The organism is Bacillus sp. SA1-12, assembly GCF_000981385.1.
Taxonomy (GTDB): Bacteria; Bacillota; Bacilli; order Bacillales; family Bacillaceae; genus Metabacillus.
Window position 1 is genome coordinate 262,207 of record NZ_LATZ01000119.1, and the last position, 20,701, is coordinate 282,907.

Annotated in this window: 21 protein-coding genes; 18 read left to right on the plus strand and 3 right to left on the minus strand. The window is 36.7% G+C overall.

Annotation, left to right across the window (positions count from 1 at the left end; all coding sequences use genetic code 11):
- Positions 1-207: 207 nt before the first annotated feature.
- Together WQ54_RS20685 and WQ54_RS20690 are read left to right on the plus strand one after the other, a co-directional pair.
- On the plus strand, positions 208-414 hold the full coding sequence (locus WQ54_RS20685; protein ID WP_046586893.1) for a hypothetical protein: 207 nt from the start codon (positions 208-210) through the stop codon (positions 412-414).
- A 170-nt stretch (positions 415-584) separates the two neighbouring features.
- On the plus strand, positions 585-1,568 hold the full coding sequence (locus WQ54_RS20690) for a ring-cleaving dioxygenase (protein WP_046586894.1): 984 nt from the start codon (positions 585-587) through the stop codon (positions 1,566-1,568).
- A gap of 165 nt (positions 1,569-1,733) precedes the next feature.
- Here the strand turns inward: WQ54_RS20690 and gdhA are convergent, their stop codons facing one another.
- A complete protein-coding gene (gdhA, locus tag WQ54_RS20695; protein ID WP_046586896.1) occupies positions 1,734-3,116 on the minus strand; it encodes an NADP-specific glutamate dehydrogenase in 1,383 nt (460 codons plus the stop codon).
- 171 nt (positions 3,117-3,287) lie between these two features.
- Here gdhA and WQ54_RS20700 point away from each other — a divergent pair, with 171 nt between their 5' ends.
- The 5 genes from WQ54_RS20700 (at position 3,288) to WQ54_RS33815 (ending at position 6,330) form a co-directional block, all read left to right on the plus strand.
- Entirely contained in the window at positions 3,288-4,193 is a 906-nt protein-coding gene (locus WQ54_RS20700) for a LysR family transcriptional regulator (RefSeq protein WP_046586898.1), read from the plus strand.
- A 265-nt stretch (positions 4,194-4,458) separates the two neighbouring features.
- Positions 4,459-5,514, plus strand: a complete 1,056-nt coding sequence (locus tag WQ54_RS20705) for a M14 family zinc carboxypeptidase (protein WP_046587333.1) — start codon at positions 4,459-4,461, stop codon at positions 5,512-5,514.
- 180 nt (positions 5,515-5,694) lie between these two features.
- On the plus strand, positions 5,695-5,886 hold the full coding sequence (locus WQ54_RS20710; protein WP_046586900.1) for a YbxH family protein: 192 nt from the start codon (positions 5,695-5,697) through the stop codon (positions 5,884-5,886).
- Positions 5,887-5,918: 32 nt separating this feature from the next.
- Positions 5,919-6,077, plus strand: coding sequence for a hypothetical protein (locus tag WQ54_RS33810; RefSeq protein ID WP_156178030.1), 159 nt, complete (start codon positions 5,919-5,921; stop codon positions 6,075-6,077).
- Positions 6,078-6,159: 82 nt separating this feature from the next.
- Positions 6,160-6,330, plus strand: coding sequence for a hypothetical protein (locus WQ54_RS33815; RefSeq protein ID WP_156178031.1), 171 nt, complete (start codon positions 6,160-6,162; stop codon positions 6,328-6,330).
- A 230-nt stretch (positions 6,331-6,560) separates the two neighbouring features.
- On the opposite strand, the gene WQ54_RS33820 is transcribed toward WQ54_RS33815, so the two are convergent.
- Positions 6,561-6,734, minus strand: a complete 174-nt coding sequence (locus WQ54_RS33820; RefSeq protein ID WP_156178032.1) for a hypothetical protein — start codon at positions 6,732-6,734, stop codon at positions 6,561-6,563.
- Positions 6,735-6,915: 181 nt separating this feature from the next.
- On the opposite strand from WQ54_RS33820, the gene WQ54_RS20715 reads away from it, so the two are divergent.
- From WQ54_RS20715 to WQ54_RS20765, 11 genes are all read left to right on the plus strand, one after another.
- Positions 6,916-8,085 (plus strand): GntR family transcriptional regulator, encoded by a 1,170-nt coding sequence (locus WQ54_RS20715; protein ID WP_046586901.1) that lies wholly within the window; start codon positions 6,916-6,918, stop codon positions 8,083-8,085.
- A 412-nt stretch (positions 8,086-8,497) separates the two neighbouring features.
- Positions 8,498-9,673, plus strand: coding sequence for a GntR family transcriptional regulator (locus WQ54_RS20720; protein ID WP_046586903.1), 1,176 nt, complete (start codon positions 8,498-8,500; stop codon positions 9,671-9,673).
- Between the two features lie 566 nt (positions 9,674-10,239).
- Positions 10,240-11,556, plus strand: a complete 1,317-nt coding sequence (locus WQ54_RS20725; protein ID WP_046586906.1) for an ABC transporter substrate-binding protein — start codon at positions 10,240-10,242, stop codon at positions 11,554-11,556.
- 79 nt (positions 11,557-11,635) lie between these two features.
- Positions 11,636-12,574 carry a carbohydrate ABC transporter permease gene (locus WQ54_RS20730; protein WP_052737890.1) on the plus strand — a complete coding sequence of 313 codons (939 nt, stop codon included), beginning with the start codon at positions 11,636-11,638 and terminating at the stop codon, positions 12,572-12,574.
- A 16-nt stretch (positions 12,575-12,590) separates the two neighbouring features.
- Positions 12,591-13,424 carry a carbohydrate ABC transporter permease gene (locus WQ54_RS20735; protein WP_046586908.1) on the plus strand — a complete coding sequence of 278 codons (834 nt, stop codon included), beginning with the start codon at positions 12,591-12,593 and terminating at the stop codon, positions 13,422-13,424.
- Positions 13,425-13,463: 39 nt separating this feature from the next.
- On the plus strand, positions 13,464-14,342 hold the full coding sequence (locus WQ54_RS20740) for a sugar phosphate isomerase/epimerase (protein ID WP_046586910.1): 879 nt from the start codon (positions 13,464-13,466) through the stop codon (positions 14,340-14,342).
- A gap of 23 nt (positions 14,343-14,365) precedes the next feature.
- Positions 14,366-15,472, plus strand: coding sequence for a Gfo/Idh/MocA family protein (locus tag WQ54_RS20745; RefSeq protein ID WP_046586911.1), 1,107 nt, complete (start codon positions 14,366-14,368; stop codon positions 15,470-15,472).
- A 59-nt stretch (positions 15,473-15,531) separates the two neighbouring features.
- On the plus strand, positions 15,532-16,506 hold the full coding sequence (locus WQ54_RS20750) for a Gfo/Idh/MocA family protein (protein ID WP_046586913.1): 975 nt from the start codon (positions 15,532-15,534) through the stop codon (positions 16,504-16,506).
- 26 nt (positions 16,507-16,532) lie between these two features.
- Positions 16,533-17,630, plus strand: a complete 1,098-nt coding sequence (locus WQ54_RS20755; protein WP_046586916.1) for a Gfo/Idh/MocA family protein — start codon at positions 16,533-16,535, stop codon at positions 17,628-17,630.
- Between the two features lie 231 nt (positions 17,631-17,861).
- The gene (locus tag WQ54_RS20760; RefSeq protein ID WP_046586918.1) at positions 17,862-19,055 is read left to right on the plus strand and encodes an MFS transporter; all 1,194 of its coding nucleotides are present in this window, start codon (positions 17,862-17,864) and stop codon (positions 19,053-19,055) included.
- A gap of 86 nt (positions 19,056-19,141) precedes the next feature.
- Positions 19,142-20,176 carry a phosphotransferase gene (locus tag WQ54_RS20765; RefSeq protein WP_046586920.1) on the plus strand — a complete coding sequence of 345 codons (1,035 nt, stop codon included), beginning with the start codon at positions 19,142-19,144 and terminating at the stop codon, positions 20,174-20,176.
- A 297-nt stretch (positions 20,177-20,473) separates the two neighbouring features.
- On the opposite strand, the gene WQ54_RS20770 is transcribed toward WQ54_RS20765, so the two are convergent.
- The gene (locus WQ54_RS20770) at positions 20,474-20,692 is read right to left on the minus strand and encodes a hypothetical protein (protein WP_046586922.1); all 219 of its coding nucleotides are present in this window, start codon (positions 20,690-20,692) and stop codon (positions 20,474-20,476) included.
- Positions 20,693-20,701 lie beyond the last annotated feature (9 nt).

A 20,701-nucleotide genomic window follows, 5' to 3' on the forward strand; every position in this document is an offset into this window, starting at 1 on the left:
AATGAAATGAAGTTAAGAAAAGAGATAAGGGAATAATTACTGGTAGTCAGGTCAGGAGAGATATAAGGGAGTGGACAAAAGCTTGATGAGTTTCACTTAACCATCATTAGGAGAATGCAGATTTTACCAGTACTGCAGCAAGTCGCATTCGTTAGTCCTCTTTTTCTCAAAAACCACCTGAAGAATTGATTTAGAGGAGGAAAATAAATGGATCGCACAACACAAATGGCAAACGAATTAGAGAAAATGATAGAAAGAGGAGAAATAGCTCCTGATGTGACAGATGAGGTAACCGAGATAGTCCAAGGATTAAAAAAAGGTAAACAAACAATTGAAGAGTTTTACGGGGCAAGTACGCCACAAAAACTACTTAGCATTTTAGATGTCGTTAATGAAAGAGTTAAAAGATATTAGCCGCTTTGCCACTTTTTGAACCTCTCATTAGAGGGGTTTTCCACTTTATTTGGAGATCGTTCTGTTGACAGATATTCTGTTCTATGATAAATTTATTTTGAATTAAAGATATTTTAATTAAAGGTAAATTTGAGTAATCTTTATAAATTATTGATAATGGAGGAACCTAAATGAACGGATTAAAAGGGATACATCATGTCACTGCAATTACAAGCAGCGCTGAAAAAAATTATGAATTTTTCACTTATATTTTAGGAATACGTTTGGTAAAAAAGACAGTCAATCAAGATGATATTCAAACCTATCATTTATTTTTTGCTGATGACAAGGGCAGTGCAGGAACAGATATGACTTTCTTTGATTTTCCTGGCATTCCTAAAGGTGTACATGGGTCAAATGAAATTTTCAAAACCTCTTTTCGCGTGCCAAATGATGCAGCTTTAGAGTATTGGAAAAAGCGATTTGATCGTTTAAATGTGAAGCATACTGGTATAAAAGAACAATTCGGTAAAAAGACTCTTTCTTTTGTGGATTTCGATGATCAACAATATCAAATCATCTCAGATGAAAAAAATGAAGGAGTTGCCGCAGGTACTCCATGGCAAAAAGGACCGATTCCGTTAGAATATGCTATTACAGGGTTAGGACCTATCTTTATTCGAATCGCAAACTTTGATTATTTTAAAGAAATGATGGAAAAGGTCCTACAATTTAATGAAATTGCCCAAGAAGGTTCCTTCCATTTATTTGAGGTAGGTGAAGGTGGAAATGGAGCACAGGTCATAGTTGAATACAACCCGGTTCTCCCACCAGCTCAACAAGGCTTTGGCACTGTACATCATGTAGCCTTCAGAGTTGATGACCGCCATGTGTTAGAGGAATGGATAAAACGTATGGAAAGCTTCGGATTTAGTACTTCTGGTTATGTAAATCGCCACTTTTTTGAATCCTTATATGCCAGAGTTGCCCCGCAAATTCTATTTGAATTTGCAACAGATGGACCAGGCTTTATGGGGGATGAACCATATGAAACACTAGGAGAAAAACTATCATTGCCTCCATTCTTAGAAGCAAAGCGAGACCAGATTGAACGCTTGGTTCGCCCGATTGATACAGTAAGAAGCACGAAAGAGTTTGATAAAGAATATGAGTAAGAATCGTTAAATAATAAAAACCATGCTAAACTAGTTAAGTTGAAGAGACTAGAATAGTATGGTTTTTTATTAAAACTTCGTATTAACACTTTTTAAAAAAAACAATAACATATAAGTACTTTATAGTAAAAAGATAGGAGAATGTGTTTCCTAGTATTCCTGCGATTATATGATACCTTGAGCAACCATTGCGTCTGCTACTTTTACAAAGCCGGCAATATTTGCACCGACAACAAGATTGCCTTGTGCACCATATTCTTCAGCTGCTTTCATGCTTTCACGATAGATATTTTTCATGATCACATGTAATTTCGCATCAACCTCTTCAAAGCTCCAAGCAAGTCTTGCACTATTTTGCGCCATTTCTAATGCAGAAACTGATACCCCGCCTGCATTTGCTGCTTTTGCAGGAGCAAAAAGCACTTGATTGTTTAAGAAAACCTCAACAGCTTCAAGAGTTGACGGCATGTTCGCACCTTCGCCGATTGCAATGACACCATTTGAAACTAATCGTTCTGCTGACTCTTTATCAATTTCATTTTGCGTTGCACAAGGAAGAGCGATATCACATGGTATGGACCAAATTCCAGTAAACCCTTCCATATAAACTGCATTAGGGTGTTCCTTAACATATTCACTAATTCTTCTGTTTTCTACTTCTTTTAGACGTTTTACAGTTGTGAGATTAATGCCGTCTTTATCGTAAACATAACCATTTGAATCACTGCATGCAACGACTTTTGCTCCTAATTGTATTGCTTTTTCCATGGCATAGATCGAAACATTTCCAGAACCTGAAACAACCACAGTAAGATCTTTAAAGCTTAATCCTTTATCAGCAAGCATTTCTTCAACAAAGTAAACAGTACCGTAGCCGGTCGCTTCCTTACGAGCTAAGCTTCCGCCATAACCAATGCCTTTACCTGTTAAAACGCCTGCCTCAAACCCGCCGCGCATTTTTTTATACTGTCCAAACATATAACCAATTTCTCTTGCTCCGACACCAATATCACCTGCTGGAACATCAATGTCAGGTCCGATGTATTTGCTTAGTTCAGACATGAAGCTTTGCGTAAAACGCATGATTTCTGCATCAGTTTTTCCTTTAGGATCAAAATCAGATCCACCTTTTCCACCGCCGATCGGTTGACCAGTTAAAGAGTTCTTAAAAATTTGCTCGAAGCCTAAAAATTTAATGATACTTGCGTTTACTGATGGATGGAATCTGAGACCGCCTTTATATGGACCGATTGCACTATTAAATTGAACGCGATAACCGCGGTTTACTTGTACATTTCCTTGATCATCAACCCATGGCACACGGAAAGAAATAACTCTTTCTGGTTCTACGATTCTTTCCAGTATTGCTTGCTTAATATAGTGAGGATTTTTAGCAAGAACAGGAACTAATGAATCAAAAACTTCCTTAACTGCTTGAAGAAACTCACTTTCATTTGGATTTCGTTTCTTTACTGTTTCATATACATGATTGACATAATCTTGGACATTGTTTAAAAACGTTTGTTCTGTATGTTCAATTGTTTTCATGTTCTCATTCTCCCATGTGTCAGTTTCAAAAAACCATAAACGAGTAAATTCATCCGTTTTTGTTAGATTTATTGTTATGATGTATTTTATAATTTAATAAATGATCGAATCAATATTAAGAAACGATAAAGTTAATGCGTTTTAAGCATGAGTCAATAAGGGGGAAGCACAATGGAAATTAGGCAAATTAGATATTTTATGGAAGTTGCAATGCGTGAACATGTTACAGATGCGGCAGATGCCCTCCATGTTGCACAGTCCTCTGTGAGCAGACAAATTTTTAATTTAGAGAGTGAATTAGGTGTAGATTTGTTTATTCGCGAGGGGAGAAGAGTAAAATTAACTCCGATTGGAAAAATATTTTTAGACCGTATGCAACAAGCAATGAATTTCATAGATGAAGCAAGACGAGAAGTTGAAGAGTATTTAGACCCTGAAAAGGGAACCATTCGAATTGCTTATCCTATAAGTTTAGCAGCATATACGCTGCCAACTGTTATTTATGCTTTTCGGCTGCGTTATCCAGAAGCTAAATTTCAATTAAAGCAAGCTCTCTATCGTGATATTATTGATGGGGTTATAAAAGGTGACTTTAATCTTGCACTAATAGGTCCGCTGCCGATGGAAGAAAGAAAAATAGACAGGAAAATATTATTTACTGAAAATATTGTTGCCTTGTTGCCAATTCATCATCCGCTAGCAGAGAGATCATCTCTAAAGCTAAGGGAGCTTAAAGACGATCCTTTTGTGCTTTTGCCGGAGGGTTTTGTCTTCCGTGACATCGTTGTGAACGCTTGTAATGAGCTTGGATTCTCTCCGCATGTTGCCTTTGAAGGGGACGATATTGATGCATTAAAAGGGTTAGTTTCGGCAGGACTAGGAGTTGCACTTATGCCGGAAGTCACACTAGTAGAGAGCATTCCAAGATCAACGGTTAAAATCCCTTTAACCGAGCCAAATGTTACCCGAACGGTTGGCGTCATCACACCAATCCACCGTTCATTGCTACCAACTGAAAAATTGTTTTATGATTTTCTAAATGAGTTCTTTGCTAGACTAGATCATTTTAATAACTAGAATATACCTGAAGTATTTTTCAATCAGACGGATGATTCAATTCATAGACAAGATTCTTCTCTTAGTAAAAATGAAACATGTTTCATCCGTAATCACAATTTCCTATAAAATTACAATTTATGGTATTAAACAATCCTACTTTCACAAATTTCGGGTATCGAAATATGTCTAAACAATAGGTAGCCTACTCTATTAATTCTCGTAACACGAACAAGTAAAATAGTGTGGTAATCAATTAAAAAAAGGGGAGGAATTGTAAGTGAGTATGAAAAAGAAAGTTTTATCTGTTACATTATCCAGCCTATTGACAATAGGGGCAGTTACAGCTGTTTCAATTCCAGCAAATGCAGTAGGCAATGGACCAAACACGGGGAATGGTGCCATTCAAACTTCAATCTTACATACATACGAAAGCATGGTCGATTATTTGAAAACTCAGGATTCCAAGCAAGATGCGATGGAGCTTGAAGTCATCGGACAAACGGTTAAGGGCCGTGATATTTACATGGCAAAATACTTGTCAAACCCTGATAATCCAACGATTTTATTTTTAACCCAGCAGCATGGCAATGAGCAGCTCACAACTGAAGGAGCGCTTGAATTTATAAAACACTTAGGTACCAACAAACTTAAGGATGTCCTTAATCATGTAAATGTGCTAGTGATCCCAATGCTAAATGCTGATGGAGCGATGGGGGATGTTAACTTCTCACTAGATAACTATTTAGCTGACGGTGATCGTCACTTAACTAGATATAATGCAAATGAAGTTGATTTAAATCGTGAACATGATAAGCCTCTCAGCGAGATGGAGGCTGAGGTAAGAGCTCTTCATGAAAATGTGTTTGCAAAATATGATATCGAATACATGATTGATTTACATCATCAAGGAACGCGAAGTCAAACAGATGGTGAGCTGGTATCTGGTTCCATTCTCTATCCAACTAATTCTGAGGTTAAACCAGAGGTCTTAGAAGGCTCTAAAAAACTCGGGGCAGTGGTATACAATACCCTTGAGGATACCGGCTGGGGACATATCGGTAAATATAACGGAGGGGATGGTGCAAATATCGGACGGAATGGGGCTGCAGTTCGATATAATATCTCAACATTACTTTTTGAAATGCGCGGAATGTCAGATCATTATATCGAGTCATATGCACTTGGACAAAAAAGCAATGGTTATCTAATTAAACAAACGATTACAACTTTGGATGCAACCGTTAAAGCAATTGCAGATGGCTCAATTGCAACGGCTGATACAAGTTTCTGGGATACTCTCCCAACACAAACAAATAGAGCGGAAGAGGAAGACGAATAAGCGAGACTGATCGGATCATTACGGACAGATTAGCCGACCTTTCTTCATAACTGCTGTCCAATCCTGTCTGCTTAGATGAAAAACCGCATCCCGATTTTCATGTCGGGGAGCGGTTTTTTTTACGGCTTTTAAGAAATAGTAAGGAGGTAATTATTAAGTTAGTCAAGGAGCTGGGCAGATATGGGTGCTGTGGAAAGGAATGGCTACAGATTTGAACCTGAATACAGTGTTATTAAGCAAAACGGTGCGATTCATGTATCGAATCAAGGAAAGTACATTGAGGAAATAAAATTCACATTTTCTGGAGAAAATCCAGAGTTAGATCAAATAGAACAACTCATTGATACCTATTGCGAGCAAAGGGGAATTTAAGTCATCCAATTCATAAAAGGAGGAAATGCCTTATGAAGCAAAATAAAAAAAGTCATGGGAAAATAACATATAAGAATGATTTCGATGGAGGAAAGGTTGAAAAGCAATTGAATAGTGATAATTCTTTTAGTGAAAACGGCTTAAATAATCTTGATTTAATGGATAAAGCAATAAAATCAAAAGATCATTGAGCAAATTGTTATTAAAAAAATGTAACCTACTTCTCATTTTAATAATAGATATTCAAAATCAAAGCTAAATGGAGTGTAAAAATTGACAAAGGAAAAAGAAAAATTGCATTCAAATGATGAGCATGAAGAGAAACAATTAAGCGAATTTTATGGAATGAGTCCTGAAGAAAGTCTGCTATCTGTCAATTTTGCACCACCAGAGAACAGACTTCTAAACGAACAATCCCGCCAAGAAAATAATAACAATAAATAGTCGGTTGGAGCGGCATATCTGCTCCTTTACATGTGTAGATATAGGTAATCTCTAGGGATTTATACAAACTACCATAAAGAAACTGAAAATAAAGCAATATAATCTTTTTTCACAAACTGTATCTAAAGGAAATGACTTATTCTTAATAACTATTTTTCCATTTTATCTAGTGTACGTTCAATGAATGGTACTAAAAAAGAGTGAACACGATACTATTCACTCTTACTTCATTATTGGTCATTGTTCTTTGTCATATTACTTGACCCATCAGCATCATTGTATGGCTCACCATAGCCTTCAATATGGTCAGCATGCTTCAAATGATATTCAGATCCTGACCCTTTTTCATTCAATTTTGAACCCATTTGTTGCGTATTCTGATCCTTATTTTGCTTTGACAACATTTTCACCTCCTAAACAAATATTAGAATGCTTATAATTTGTTTAATTATGCAAGAAGCTTGATTATTAATTTTTAAATTGCTGATGCAGCAGGGCATTGGAACAGCTCAAGAAGCTTATTTCTTGTTCTAGCGTTTTAAGGATGTTATATTTTATATAACAACTAAAATAGGTGAACGAATAATGAATACTCCTTTATATGAAAAAATATACGAACACATCATCAAGCAAATAGAGCAAGGTCGATTAAAGCATGGTGATCGAGTACCTTCAGAAAAAGAGTTAGCTGAAGAATTTCAAGTAAGTAGAATTACATCAAAAAAAGCATTAGATTTACTCGCTCAAAACAAGATCATTGAACGGATTAGAGGGAAAGGCTCATTTGTTGCTCAGCAACAGACTGTATCAAAAAAGGAGATAATCGGCGAGAAAAAAAAGCATGAAAGAATCGGAACAACTGAACTAATCGCTTTAATTATCCCAGACTTTGATGATGCTTTTGGGTTAAATCTTGTAAAAACAATTGAAAAAGCATGTTTGCAAAATAATTACAGCTTAATCATTCGCCGAACAAGAGGTTTTATTAAAGAAGAGGAAAATGCCATCATAGATTTAGTGAAAATTGGTGTAAACGGAATGATCATCTTTCCTGTTAATGGAGAACACTATAACACTGAATTATTAAGACTGGTCTTAATGGATTTTCCATTAGTTTTGGTAGATCGATACTTAAAGGGAATTCCGGCTAGTTCGGTATGTACAAATAATCAAGCTGCAAGTGAAGCATTAACGACTTATCTTTTCTCTTTAGGTCATACGAAAATCGCCTTTTTATCATCATCTCCAAGCGGGACATCTACGATTGAAGAAAGGCTTCAAGGCTTTCATATCGCTTACACAATGCAGGGATTAAAATTAGATCCAAATTATTTATTGTTCGATTTGATAAGTTCCTCACCGCAATATTATGATGATAAGACGAATACTAAGCTTGAAACAGATTCTCTCGCAATCAAACGCTTTATTGAGAATCATCCATCGGTAACAGCTTTTATTGTAAGTGAATACTATTTGGCTCTTGCGCTCAAGTACATATTAGAAAAGCAAGGAAAAACTGTTCCTGGTGATTATTCAATTGTCTGCTTTGATAGTCCCGAGAATCACTTTGATCATGCAACTTTTACCCACATCCGTCAACATGAAGAAGAAATGGGTGAGATGGCGGTTCATATGTTAATGAAGCAACTAAAGGGAGAGAAAATCCCGATGCATACCGTGATCAACTACACTTTGGTTGAAGGGAAATCGACAACCACATCATTTGCTAAAAATATGAAACAATCCAATGAATAGGATTGTTTTTTTTATTATTCTAAAAGTGATCTCTGCCATTCTCAATCTTAAATAATTTAAATTTTTAAAACAGTCAAGCTTCAATTGAATTCCGCATAATTATTTCGCTCCTTTTAATAGATTGTTTCTTTTAATAGTTTCTTTCGAAAACTAGTTAAGGTAGATTAACAAGGAAGAGTGAGTCTTCTGTGGAAAAAGCGGGACAGGTTAGACTAATGCAGCGTTTACTCCGATGATACTCACCAAACGCTTAGAGGAAAGCGAACTACTTTAGCTGCAATCAACCACTCACACTACTAGGTAAATAGAAACAAAGTAACGAAAATAGCCATTATTTTAAATTTGAATAGTTGTCAAAGTGAGTTTTGGTTGTTATATTTAATATAACAATTAAACTATGTAAGGAGCTACAATGAGCCAATTATATAAGAAAATATACCTTGATATTTTAGAAGAAATAAAGAATGGTACATTAAAAACGGGTGACAAAATCCCATCGGAAAATGAGCTGGCTGAAAAGTTCAATGTAAGCCGGATTACAACCAAAAAAGCATTAGATATGTTAGCGCAAAGGAATATCATAGAGCGCTATCGTGGAAAAGGGTCATTCGTTTCTGAAACAAATCAAGCTGTGATTCATTCAACAGTAGGAAAAGAGAATCAATCATTACTAGCTGATTCGAGTTTCAAACAAGATTTAGTTGGTTTTATCCTCCCTGGATTTGGCAATGATTACGGCTCAATATTGCTTGATTCTATTGAGAAGTATTGTTCCAAACATAATTTATCGTTGGTCATGAAGCAAACATTAGGCATATCAGAATTAGAAGAAGAAGCGATCAGTTCATTGGTTAGCCTTGGTGTTAAGGGGTTAATTTTTTGCCCCTCTCCAGGAAAGCATTATAACAATGCATTATTAAGGCTGGTGATTGAAAATTTCCCGCTAGTATTAGTAGATCGATATTTAACTGGCATACCATCAAGTTCAGTTTGCATTAATAATAAATTGGCTGCAATTGAGTTAACCAATTATATGCTAGGACTTGGCCATCAGCATATTGGCTATCTATCACCTTCCACAGACGGAACATCTTCACTTGAAGACAGACTGATGGGTTTCCATGTGGCAATGGCAGAACAAGGTGTAAGAATTAAACCTGATACGGTATTATTAAATATACAAAGTACTAAACAATATCATTCCAACTTAAAATTTGAAAAGTTAAAAGTGCGTGAAAAAGATAGAAATGAGATTCGTCATTTAATTGAGAAAAACCCAGAAGTTACAGCATTCATAACAAGTGAATATTTAGTTGCTGTATTACTTTATGAAGTGCTTGTCTCATTTGGTAAAAGGGTGCCTGAGGATTATTCTATTGCATGCTTTGATTCTCCAACGGAGATTATCGATAAACCATTTTTTACACATTTATGGCAAGATGAAGAACAAATGGGTTGTCATGCAGTTGATATATTAATTAAACATATAAGAGAAAATGATGCACCGCCTATTCATTCTGAGGTAGGGTTTAAGGTTGTAGAAGGCAGATCTTCGCAAAGAAGATTACTAAAAACAAAGCAAGCCTAAAAACGATAATATGAAAACAAAGGGTAAGTTCCTCTAAAAAGCTATATATAGAATGAGAAATTGTCTATGTTTCTATATATTTAAGAGGGACAGGCCCTTATTTTGATTACCATAAAAAATTAATTTGATCAGGCAATCATTTTTAAAGAGTTATTGACATACTTGTCATAAAATAATCGTTAATATTATTTCCACATACGTAATTTTTTAAAAAATTAAAAAATAATATTGACATGTTTAATTACATGTTGATATACTAATCTTGTAAATAGCTAGTTGATATAACATTTGGTATATTTCTAGTTTTGTTAGTATAATTGATATAAAAATATACTTATATTTCGCATCTGAATTTTTATAACATCAGAAGCAAATTTCAGATTCTAACACCATACATGAAACAAAAATTTTTTCACTGTGTTGTAAGCGCATTCATTAAAGGGGGTATAATCAAACCCAATTAGGTTTGATTTACATATATATAGTTTTTAAATAAGGGGGATTGCTATCAGTTATTCATTTAGTAGGATTATAAAAATTTTCAAACTAAGGGGAGGTAAGGTCTTATGAAAAGTAGGGGTAAGAAGGTTGGAATTTTCACATTAGCAATTTTTCTCATGTTAAGTATCGTATTGTCTGCTTGTTCTTCAAAGGAATCAGGTTCTTCTGAAGGAGGCGGAGATGGAAAAGGGCAGACACAAATAACTTTCTGGCATGGATCCACTGACATTGGTTTACAAGCACTAAAGAAAATGGTAGCAGCATTCGAAGAAAAACATCCTGATATTAAAGTGAAAATGGTATACACCGAGGCTAGTGAAGGAGCAGATCAAAAGCTGTTAACTGCTGTAGCTGGTGGAAACCCGCCTGACGTTGCGCTTTTTGATAGATTTAAAATCGGTTCATGGGCAGCGCAAGAAGCTCTCACCGATATCACAGATATGGCTGAAGCTGACGGCGTATCGGAGGACCTTTATTATCCATATGCTTGGAAAGAAGCAAATTACAAGGATCGATTATATGGACTGCCATATACAACAGATTCACGTATGCTTTACTACAATAAAGACCACTTTAAGGAAGCTGGATTAGATCCAGAAAATCCTCCTAAAACAATTGCAGAATTAGAAGCAGCTGCAGAAAAGTTAACGAAAAAAGAAGGCAAGCGTTTTAAACAAATTGGTTTTATCCCATGGTATGGTCAAGGCTGGCTTTATGGTTGGGGATGGAGCTTTGGCGGAAATTTCTATAATGAAGAAACTGGTGAAGTAACAGCAAACGATCCGAAAGTTGTAGAAGCGTTAACATGGATGGCGAAAGTTGCCCAAAAATTTGGTGTAGAAGATATTGCAGGGTTTGAAAGTTCTGCAGGTTCTGGGGCAATGGATCCATTCATTTCAGGACAAATCAGTATGAAAGTTGATGGAAACTGGACTATTTCAGCAATTGAAAAATACAAGCCTGACTTAAATTATGGCGTAACTCCAATACCAACACCAACTGGAACTGACTTTACAACTTGGTCCGGCGGCCATGCGGTCGTAATACCAAAAGGTGCAAAAAATGTGGAAGCAGCTTGGGAATTCGTAAAGTTCTTTGGTACTGAAGAAGGACAAGAGGTATACTTCTCTGAACTTCCTGGTGACCTTTCTGTTATCCCGGCAGTTAATGAGAAATTAGGACGCGGAGATAACGAAAAATTAAAGCCGTTTATTGATATCTTACCGAATTCACATAGTAGACCGGTAATCCCTGAAGGTCAATTAATGTGGAATGAAATTGTCGATGCAAGAGAAAAAACAGTAAGAGGAAATGGAACTGCACAAGAAAACCTTGATAAAGCGACAGAAACAGTAAATAAAGCCCTCGAGAAGTATAAATAAATTTTTCAGGGTGACTCGAGCGGGAGTATAGTTTTTGAGTCACCCTCCTTACTTAACTATTTGAAAGGGGGATCTCTATATGGCGGAAGCAACGAAACAAACTCGCCTTCAGGAACCTGTTGTAGTGAAGAAAAAGAAATTTTCAACCAATTCAAATCTTCACGGATGGCTTTTTGCTTCACCTTGGATTATCGGTTTTACAGTGTTTTTTGCTTTTCCTCTTATTGCTTCAATCTATTTTAGCTTTACAACATATAGCATTCTACAACCTGGTGATTTCGTTGGTTTTAAAAATTACCAAGATCTTTTCAAGGATGATTTATTCTGGAAATCAATTTATAATACCGTTTATTTCACAGTTTTATTCGTTCCATTAAGTATTATATTTGGCGTAGCGTTAGCAATGATGTTGAATATGAAAATAAAAGGAATGGCTATATATCGTACGATATTCTTTTTACCGACACTTGTACCGCATGTAGCTTTAGCGGTTTTATGGATGTGGCTGTTAAATCCTGGTTTTGGTCTTATAAATGGCATGCTTGATATGATTGGAATTCAAGGTCCAAACTGGCTTGGAAGTGAATTATGGTCAAAACCTTCCCTTATTTTAATGTCACTTTGGGGAATTGGTCAATCAGTGATTATTTACCTTGCGGGACTAGGTGATATTCCAGAAGAACTATATGAAGCAGCTGAAGTTGATGGGGCAAATTGGTGGCAAAAAACCCGCAACGTAACACTGCCATTACTGACTCCAGTTATTTTCTTTAACTTGGTCATGGGAGCTATCGGAGCATTTCAACAGTTTACCTTGCCGTACACAATGACTCAGGGGCAAGGAACTCCAGCCAATTCATTAACGTTTTATGTCATGCATCTATATGATAATGCGTTTAAATTCTTCCAAATGGGATATGCTTCAGCAATGGCATGGATTCTTTTCGTCATTGTTATGGCCCTAACGGCGGTTATCTTTATTACTTCTAATCGTTGGGTTCATTACCAAGGAAAGTAGAAGGGAGTCAGATGAAATGAGTGCAAAAGGGAAGATTAAATTTCAGAAAACCTTGTCACATATATGCTTAATTATTGCATCGTGCTTCTTTATTATTCCATTTATATGGATGGTATCAACATCCTTGAAACCTATTACTCAAGTATTTTCTTACCCGCCTGAATGGATTCCAAAACCGTTTCAGTGGGCAAATTATTTGGATGCAATGGAATATATACCGTTTTTTACTTATTTAAATAATACCGTTGTCATTACACTAGTAAGTACACTTGGAGTTGTTCTAACTTGTCCCCTTGTAGCATACAGCTTTGCGAAATTGGAATGGAAGGGACGTAATGTATTCTTTTTCATTACCATAGCGGTTATGATGATTCCTGGTCAGGTAACGATGATTCCATTATTTTTAATCTTTAACAAAATGGGATGGGTCGGAACACCGCTTCCTTTAATTGTACCTGCGTTTTTCGGGGTACCCTTTTACATCTTTTTATTACGCCAATTCTTCTTGGGGCTGCCTGACGATTTAAGGGATGCAGCCAAAATTGACGGAGCCAGCGAATTTCGCATTTATTGGCAAATTATGCTTCCGCTAGCAAGGCCTGCCGTTCTGGCAGTTGGGTTATTCCAATTCATGGGCAGCTGGACAGATTTTATCGGTCCATTACTCTACTTAACGGATGAGACTCAATACACATTGTCATTAGGATTACAGCAATTCCAAACGCAAATGGGTACTGAGTGGGGATTAATGATGGCTGTATCAACGATGATGACTTTACCGATTATTATTTTGTTTTTCTTTCTACAAAAAACGTTTATTCAAGGTATTACGTTTAGTGGAATTAAATAGTTTTAAAAAATTATATTTTTCTAGCAGGAGGTTGTTGGCATGACGAAGAAAATAGGTATGAGAATCCCGCCTAAGATTGGTGCAGATGGAATCGAATCTGTTGCGAAATGGGCTTCTAGTAATGGAATTGATATAATTGATGTCCCTTATTACAACGAAGAAGTGAAATCGGTCCTTGAAGCAAACGGACTTGAAGTAGGTTCAATCGACGGTGTCGGAGCTGTTGGACAAACGAAGCTTTTGAGTAAAGATGAGGCTGCACGGGCAGAAGCAGTGGAAGCGCTTAAAAACCAAATGACGGAAATCTCTCGTCTTGGTGGTAAAGTCATGTTCATGTGTCTTGTTCCTGAGGATATCACCATCTCTCGCAAAGATGCCTTTGAAATTTGGAAAGAAACGTTTCCTAGTATTGTCGAACATGCAGAAAAAGAAGGGGTTTATATTGCATTAGAAGGGTGGCCGGGACCAGCGCCATACTATCCAACCTTAGGCAGTACACCTGAAATGTTAAGAGCCATGTTTGATGTGATCCCTTCAAAACATTTTGGGATTAACTATGATCCATCTCATTTAGTAAGACTTGGGATCGATTATCTAAGAGTCATGAGTGATTTTGCTGACAGAATTAATTACTGTCATGGCAAAGACACAGAAATTTTATACGATGAACAATATGAATGCGGTAACATTGCTGCTACCTTTGGAGTTAACTATGATTTTTCAGAGGGTCCATGGAGATATACAATACCAGGACAAGGGGATGTTAATTGGTCGAAAGTAGCTGTTCGTTTGGAAAAGATCGGCTATGAAGGACCAATTAGTATTGAACTGGAAGATCATCGTTATTGGGGTTCTCTGGAGAAGGAACAGCAAGGAATTATAAAAGCTAAAGAACATCTTGAAATTTACTTTAAATAATGAACACATAGGAGGAAATGAAAATGACAAGAACAGTAAAAGTAGCCATTATCGGGTGTGGAGGAATTGCAAACGGTAAGCATATGCCAAGTTTATCAAAATTAAAACATGTTCAACTAGTAGCATTCTGTGACATTTTAGTAGAAAGAGCAGAAAAAGCGGCAGCTGAATTTGGTACACCGGATGCAAAGGTGTATGACGATTACCGCGAGCTTCTTCAGGATAATACCATTGAAGTTGTACATGTCCTTACGCCAAATGATTCCCATGCGGAAATTTCAGTAGCTGCACTTGATTCAGGAAAGCATGTTATGTGTGAAAAGCCAATGGCAAAAACTTCTGCTGAAGCGAAAGCAATGCTAGAGGCAGCAAAACGCTCTGGTAAAAAGCTGACAATCGGATATAACAATCGCTTCCGTCCGGACAGCCAACATTTACATAATGTATGTGAGCGCGGTGATTTAGGTGAAATTTATTATGCGAAGGCACATGCCATTCGCCGCCGTGCAGTTCCAACATGGGGCGTATTCTTGGATGAAGAAAAACAAGGCGGCGGACCATTAATTGATATTGGAACACATGCACTGGATTTAACCTTATGGATGATGAATAACTATAAGCCTAAATCAGTAATGGGTACGACATACCATAAATTAAGCCAAAAGAAAAATGCTGCAAATGCATGGGGACCATGGGATCCTGAAAAGTTTACTGTTGAAGATTCTGCATTTGGATTTATTACAATGGAAAATGGCGCAACGATTGTGTTGGAATCAAGTTGGGCATTAAATTCATTAGATGTAGATGAAGCAAAATGCTCACTTAGCGGAACAGAGGGCGGCGCTGATATGAAAGATGGACTGAGAGTCAACGGGGAGAGCTTCGGAAAGCTTTACACAACAAAAGTTGATCTTGGGGCTGGCGGAGTTGCCTTCTATGATGGAAAGGCTGAATCAGATGCAGATTTAGAAGCACGCCTCTGGATTGATAATATCATTAATGATACAGAGCCTGTCGTAAAACCTGAGCAAGCTTTTGTTGTTACTCAAATACTTGAAGCAATCTATGAATCTGCTAAAACAGGTAAAGCTGTTTATTTTGAAGAAGAATCCTCTTTCGTTACAAACTAAACTAGTTAGTTTTGTTTCTAATCTGCATGTCGGAAAAGAATGTTAACGGGGTGATCGAGATGGTAAAAATAAGATTAGGTATTATAGGCACAGGCGGTATTTCTCACTTGCATGTGAAACAATTAGGAGATATCGAAAATGCTGATATTGTTGCAGTATCTGACCCAAATGAGAAAAATCGAAAGACGTTGATTGAGAAATTTAATCTTAAAGAAGTTAGTGAGTTTGATCATCATCAAGACATGCTTGAAGTTGTTCCGATGGATGCGGTGTTAATTTGCTCACCGCATACCCTCCATTATCAGCATGTAGTTGATAGTATCAACCATGATTGTCATGTACTGATTGAAAAGCCTATGGCCTGTTCATTAAAAGAAGCAGAGGAGCTAATCGAGTTAGCGAGTAAAGCAAACAAGCTGCTCCAGGTATCCTATCAAAGACATTTTGAACCAGCTTTCCTTTATATACGTGAAGCAATTGCTAACGGCAAAATCGGCAAGCTTACATCGATCACCGCTTCATTATACCAGGATTGGAAACACTTAACTAAGGGGACTTGGCGGCAAATTCCTTCATTATCAGGTGGAGGCATGCTGATGGATTCAGGCAGCCATATTGTTGATGTTCTTTTATGGACTACAAGCTTAAAAGCACTTGAAGTAGAATCGAAAATGGAGCTGCATCAAACTCCTGTTGAACAGGATTCATTTACCGCAATCCGCTTTGAGAATAATGTAGTTGCCGGTCTGAATATTATCGGAAATGCCCCATGCTGGCATGAAACCTATGTTTTCTGCGGGGAAGATGGAGCGATTTTCTATGATAATGGTAAGATTACTCTCAAGCTTTTAGGTCAAGATGCGATTGAACCTGAGCTTCCACAGCAAACAACCAATTCGGATAAAAGCTTTATTGAAGCCATTTTAGGTAATCAAGAAGTAATGGTCCCAGGGGAATTTGCAAAAGAAGTCGTAACGTTAACAGAAAGAATTTATCAAGCGGCAGGCTATCAACCGATCACTACAGTTAGCTAACCGAAAAGAAAAGCGGGGGAAATTAGATGTCAAATACAATCAATATCGGTATTATTGGCAGCGGCGGAATTGCCGCTGCCCATGCAAGAGCCTATAAGCAAATGCCTGATGTAAGAATTGTAGCTGTAGCCGATGTCATTCCAGGCAAGGCAGAGCAATTTATTGAACAGCTTGAATTAAAAGAAGCAAAAGGCTTTGATGACCACCTTGAACTATTAAAAATGGATATTGATGGAGTAAGTGTTTGTACACCAAATGTTGCCCATCACAACACAAGTATTGATTCTCTATTTGCTGGAAAACACGTGCTTGTTGAAAAGCCAATGGCTGTTACATTAGACCAAGCAATCGAAATGGTGGAAGCTTCGCAAAAGTCGAATAAAATCCTTTCAGTTGGTTTTCAACCAAGGTATGATCCGAATATGCAGGCAGTAAAAGAGATTGTTCAATCTGGCCAATTAGGGAATGTCTACTATGTTCAAACTGGCGGCGGACGCCGTCGAGGGATGCCAGGTGGTACATTTATTAATAAAGGATTAGCTGGCGCTGGGGCTATGGCGGATATCGGATGCTACTCATTGGATCTTGCATTAAATGCTCTTGGCTATCCTAAGCCGCTTACTGTATCAGCTTATACGTCTAACCATTTTGGAACAAATCCGCTCTATCATCCTGAAGCGAATAAGTTTGAAGTGGAAGATTTTGGTGTGGCGATGGTCCGTTTAGAAGGCGGCATCGTGTTAAACTTTAAAATATCTTGGGCGATGCATATGGACTCTCTTGGTCCAACCATCTTCCTTGGAAGTGATGCCGGCTTAAAATTAACTCCTGCAGGCAGCGGTCCTTGGAGCGGTGTATGGGATGGGGGAATCGGTTCAATCAGCTTATTCCATGATATTAAAGGCCATCATGCTGAAACAACTATTCCTGTACAAAATCATCAGTTGAATATTTTCTATGAAAAGGTTCGCGACTTTGTTGTGGCAATTAAGGAAGGAAAACCTGCCCCAATTCCTGGTGAACAAATTGTCATCAACCAAGCGATTATCGATGGCATCTTACGCTCATCTGAACAAGGCTGTGAAGTGAAAGTTGAGGTTCCTGAGTTTAGTATAAGTTCTTAATAAGAGTTAAAAAATTCCATTTAAAAAATAAGTATTGTTGTTAATACCTTATTAGGGCTGTTTTATAGACAGCCTTTTTCGTTTTATGATGGATTCTGAAGTTACAAACATTATATATCATAACATTGCATACATTCATTCTTTTGGATATCAAAATGCGGAAAAGAAGCTAGAAACAGTAATATATGTTTAAGTAAGCTTAAAATAAAATGAACATTTGGAGAGATTGATGTGGAAGATTATTCAAAACAAATTTTTTTCTTAAAAGGACTCAATTTTCTTCATCTAGGCGGGAAAGCGGTCATCCTGCCCTTTTTACCATTATATTTACTTCACAAAGGTTTTAGTTCAATAGAGATTGGCAGCATCATGGGAGTTGCACCGCTCATCAGTGTTATTGCCCAACCAATGGTGAGCTTTATAAGTGATAAGTATAAGAAGGTAAAGATTATTCTGGTTTATTTATACCTCATTGTAACCGCTGTCAGTTTTGGTGTGTTTTTTTCGAATTCCTTTTGGGTAGTGTTTATCTCATTCTTATTATTCCATTTTGCCTTATCCCCTTGTACTCCGCTTATTGACAGTATGAGCTTGAAGACTCTGAGCTCTAATAAAGGCAATTATGGAAAAATTCGTTTATGGGGTTCGCTCGGATTTTTTTCCATAGCCTTAATTTCCAGCCCTCTGCTCCAACGAATTGGCATTGATCTTTTATTTATTCCATTTTTTGTGACATCGATCATCACATTATTCGCTTTATCATTCTTAAAAGATCAAGATGCTCCAACTGCACAAGTAAAATTGAAATCAGTTGGTGAAGTAATAAAGAATCGCTTGTTTATTTCATTTTTATTATTATGTTTACTCGTTTTGGTTCCCCATCGGATCAATGATACAATGATTGTTTTACATCTTGAAAGTCTTGGGGCAACAACTTTTTGGATAGGTCTTGCCTGGTCATTAGCTGCTTTAAGCGAGGTTCCTGTTTTTTATTTTCTTGCCAGGAAAGTAAGTGACTATGATGAATTATTCTTGTTATCAATTGTTTCTGGTCTGTATACCATTCGCTGGATATTATATGGTGTTGTTAGTTCTCCATACATAGCAACTTTCTTACAAGTAACCCAAGGAATAACTTTTGGTCTGTTTTGGCTGATTGCGATGCAAATGGCTGTTAGAATCATTCCAGATCATTTAAGAAGCACAGGTCAAGCAGTTCTTTCGTCAGTTTGTTTTGGAATAGGCGGAGCAATTGGCGGAACCGGCGGCGGCTTGGTATTAGATCTATATGGTTCCCAATTTTTATATCAGCTTATGGCTGCTATGACATTTGTAGCAACCATCCTTATTTTTCTTTTTTATCGTTCCCGTCAATTAAAAAGTCAGGGCAATCACGTACACAAAAAGTCATGGGTTAATCACTAGGTTTTTATATCATTACATAAGAGAAATAGGATTGCTTATATTAAATGATTGCTAAATATTTAATAAAGGTTTAGGTGGGAGACCAAATGAAAAAAGATAACTCCGGGATAAAAAAAGATCACCTTATTCAACAGATAGAAGATCAGTATCCCATTGGAAAAATAAATTCGATTTATTTCTTACCAAAGGGAGAGGGTGGCTACGGATACTATATTGAAACTGAGAGCAAGAAGAGCTTTTTTGCAAAAGTCGAAAGAACAGATAAATCCACTAATTTTTCAGTTGCATTATCGGTTACTTCTGCTCTTAACTACCAACACCGGAAGAAATATGTTGTAGCGCCAATCCTAACAAACAGTGGAAAAGAGACCATAAAAATAAACGATAAAGCCATTTCTCTATTCCCGTATATATATGGTGACTCCATTTATGATCTGAAAAATTTTAACCATTATTTAGAACCTATTTCCAGACTAATGGCAGATTTACATTCTGTAAATTATAAGATGTTCGAACATCTTCCTACTGAACAATTTGAAAATCCTTTTGAGGAAACCATTTACAAGCTTTTAGACATATCATCACAGTATGATAGTAGGACAAATGATTATAAGCAAAAAACAGCTTTATTATTTATGTCCGAAAGAGAAGATTTACTTGCAGTCCTAAAAAAAATGAAATCAATGCAAATGAATTTATCAACACTACTGGTAGAGCATGTGATTACGCATGGAGATGCAAATTTTGCAAATATCTTATGTGATAAAGAAGATCTATTGTTTATCATTGATTGGGGAGAAATCAAAATAGCACCTGTAGAACGAGACCTTATGAACTTTATCGAGGTTGATGGTGAGCCAGTTGATTTTAAACGATTTCTGACAAGTTATCTCATCCACCGTCCTCATACAATCATACATGAAGGAATATTCGAATTTTATTTATATCGCTGGTGTCTACAGGAGATTGCTGATTATGGAAGCCGTATTTTACTTGAAAACAATTCGGAGGAAGAACTGAAAGAAAGTTGGATAGAACTCCAACCATATTTGCCCATTTTACACCCCTTGATTCAGAGCCGAGTGGAAGATATAAAAAAGACAATGACAGATTTTTTATAGTACTGTTCGTTTAAATTAACGTTAATAAAGCTTAGTTTTTTTGCATCATTAATTGAAGCCAAAGGTGTGAGACGGTCTGAAGTATAACGGAGCAGGGGAGAACTAAGTAAGCGCAAATCGTTGAGGTAGCTACACAGGATTACCTTTAATAAAATGATATAAAAAATGACGCTTGAAGGTATGCGTCATTTTTTATAGTTTATAAACTTGTATTCATTTTAGTAGAAAATTGAGGGGGAAAATAACTTCATCAAATTTGGAGGAGAATAAAAGCCACCTGTAAGACAGGAATTTACATTATCGCTTTTTCTTTTTTAATTGTTCTAAACTAACTTTGTTTTTATTAACGATTTCTAATTGAAGTTGGACATGATACAGGTTTTCATTAATTTGTGAAACATTCACTACTTTCCCTTTTCGCCCTTTAATTTTTAATTCTTCACCATCAGAAGGCACACTTCTAAGAAGCTGACTTAATAAAAGATTTTTATTCTCAAAAAAATAAACAGTAAACATCTTTTCCTC

Coding starts and splice junctions, on each gene's coding strand:
- WQ54_RS20685 (WP_046586893.1), top strand. CDS start 208: ATGGATCGCACAACACAAATGGCAAACGAATTAGAGAAAATGATAGAA.
- WQ54_RS20690 (WP_046586894.1), top strand. CDS start 585: ATGAACGGATTAAAAGGGATACATCATGTCACTGCAATTACAAGCAGC.
- gdhA (WP_046586896.1), bottom strand. CDS start 3,116: ATGAAAACAATTGAACATACAGAACAAACGTTTTTAAACAATGTCCAA.
- WQ54_RS20700 (WP_046586898.1), top strand. CDS start 3,288: ATGGAAATTAGGCAAATTAGATATTTTATGGAAGTTGCAATGCGTGAA.
- WQ54_RS20705 (WP_046587333.1), top strand. CDS start 4,459: ATGAAAAAGAAAGTTTTATCTGTTACATTATCCAGCCTATTGACAATA.
- WQ54_RS20710 (WP_046586900.1), top strand. CDS start 5,695: ATGGGTGCTGTGGAAAGGAATGGCTACAGATTTGAACCTGAATACAGT.
- WQ54_RS33810 (WP_156178030.1), top strand. CDS start 5,919: ATGAAGCAAAATAAAAAAAGTCATGGGAAAATAACATATAAGAATGAT.
- WQ54_RS33820 (WP_156178032.1), bottom strand. CDS start 6,734: ATGTTGTCAAAGCAAAATAAGGATCAGAATACGCAACAAATGGGTTCA.
- WQ54_RS20715 (WP_046586901.1), top strand. CDS start 6,916: ATGAATACTCCTTTATATGAAAAAATATACGAACACATCATCAAGCAA.
- WQ54_RS20720 (WP_046586903.1), top strand. CDS start 8,498: ATGAGCCAATTATATAAGAAAATATACCTTGATATTTTAGAAGAAATA.
- WQ54_RS20725 (WP_046586906.1), top strand. CDS start 10,240: ATGAAAAGTAGGGGTAAGAAGGTTGGAATTTTCACATTAGCAATTTTT.
- WQ54_RS20730 (WP_052737890.1), top strand. CDS start 11,636: ATGGCGGAAGCAACGAAACAAACTCGCCTTCAGGAACCTGTTGTAGTG.
- WQ54_RS20735 (WP_046586908.1), top strand. CDS start 12,591: ATGAGTGCAAAAGGGAAGATTAAATTTCAGAAAACCTTGTCACATATA.
- WQ54_RS20740 (WP_046586910.1), top strand. CDS start 13,464: ATGACGAAGAAAATAGGTATGAGAATCCCGCCTAAGATTGGTGCAGAT.
- WQ54_RS20745 (WP_046586911.1), top strand. CDS start 14,366: ATGACAAGAACAGTAAAAGTAGCCATTATCGGGTGTGGAGGAATTGCA.
- WQ54_RS20750 (WP_046586913.1), top strand. CDS start 15,532: ATGGTAAAAATAAGATTAGGTATTATAGGCACAGGCGGTATTTCTCAC.
- WQ54_RS20755 (WP_046586916.1), top strand. CDS start 16,533: ATGTCAAATACAATCAATATCGGTATTATTGGCAGCGGCGGAATTGCC.
- WQ54_RS20765 (WP_046586920.1), top strand. CDS start 19,142: ATGAAAAAAGATAACTCCGGGATAAAAAAAGATCACCTTATTCAACAG.
- WQ54_RS20770 (WP_046586922.1), bottom strand. CDS start 20,692: ATGTTTACTGTTTATTTTTTTGAGAATAAAAATCTTTTATTAAGTCAG.